The organism is Aliivibrio finisterrensis (genome assembly GCF_008933155.1).
GTDB lineage: Bacteria > Pseudomonadota > Gammaproteobacteria > Enterobacterales > Vibrionaceae > Aliivibrio > Aliivibrio finisterrensis.
Genome location: NZ_WBVP01000069.1, coordinates 1 through 1,033, shown reverse-complemented (window position 1 = coordinate 1,033; position 1,033 = coordinate 1). Strand labels below are relative to the sequence as shown.

1 protein-coding gene is annotated in these 1,033 nt (G+C 44.4%); it reads left to right on the top strand.

From position 1 onward, the window contains the following. The coding region (gene tuf, locus F8B77_RS17300) for an elongation factor Tu (protein ID WP_151656897.1) at nt 1-1,033 on the top strand (1,033 nt) is incomplete at both ends.

Sequence of the window (1,033 nt, the reverse complement as noted above, 5' to 3'; positions counted from 1 at the left end):
TGTCTAAAGAAAAATTTGAACGTACGAAACCGCACGTAAACGTTGGTACTATCGGCCACGTTGACCACGGTAAAACAACTCTAACAGCTGCTATCTGTACTACACTTGCAAAAATCTACGGCGGTGTAGCTAAAGATTTCGCATCAATCGATAACGCTCCTGAAGAGCGCGAGCGTGGTATCACAATCTCAACTTCTCACGTTGAGTACGATACACCTGAGCGTCACTACGCACACGTTGACTGTCCTGGACACGCCGATTATGTTAAAAACATGATCACTGGTGCTGCTCAAATGGATGGTGGTATCCTAGTTGTTGCTGCAACTGATGGTCCAATGCCACAAACACGTGAGCACATCCTACTTGGTCGTCAAGTTGGTATTCCTTTCATCGTTGTATTCATGAACAAATGTGACATGGTTGATGATGAAGAGCTTCTTGAGCTAGTAGAAATGGAAGTTCGTGAACTTCTTTCTGAATACGATTACCCAGGTGATGATTTACCAGTAATCCAAGGTTCAGCTCTTGGCGCTCTAAACGGCGAAAAAGAGTGGGAAGACAAGATCATTGAGCTAGCAACAGCTCTTGATACTTACATTCCACTTCCAGAGCGTGCTGTAGACATGCCTTTCCTACTTCCAATTGAAGATGTATTCTCAATTCAAGGTCGTGGTACTGTTGTTACTGGTCGTATCGAACGTGGTATTCTACGTGTAGGTGACGAAGTAGAAATCGTTGGTATCAAAGAAACTACACTTTCTACATGTACTGGTGTTGAAATGTTCCGTAAACTGCTTGACGAAGGTCGTGCAGGTGAGAACGTTGGTGCACTTCTACGTGGTACTAAGCGTGATGACGTTGAACGTGGCCAAGTACTTGCTGCTAAAGGTTCAATCAACCCACACACTAAATTTGAGTCAGAAGTATACGTTCTTTCTAAAGATGAAGGCGGCCGTCATACTCCTTTCTTCAAAGGCTACCGTCCACAGTTCTACTTCCGTACAACGGACGTAACTGGCGATATCACACTTCC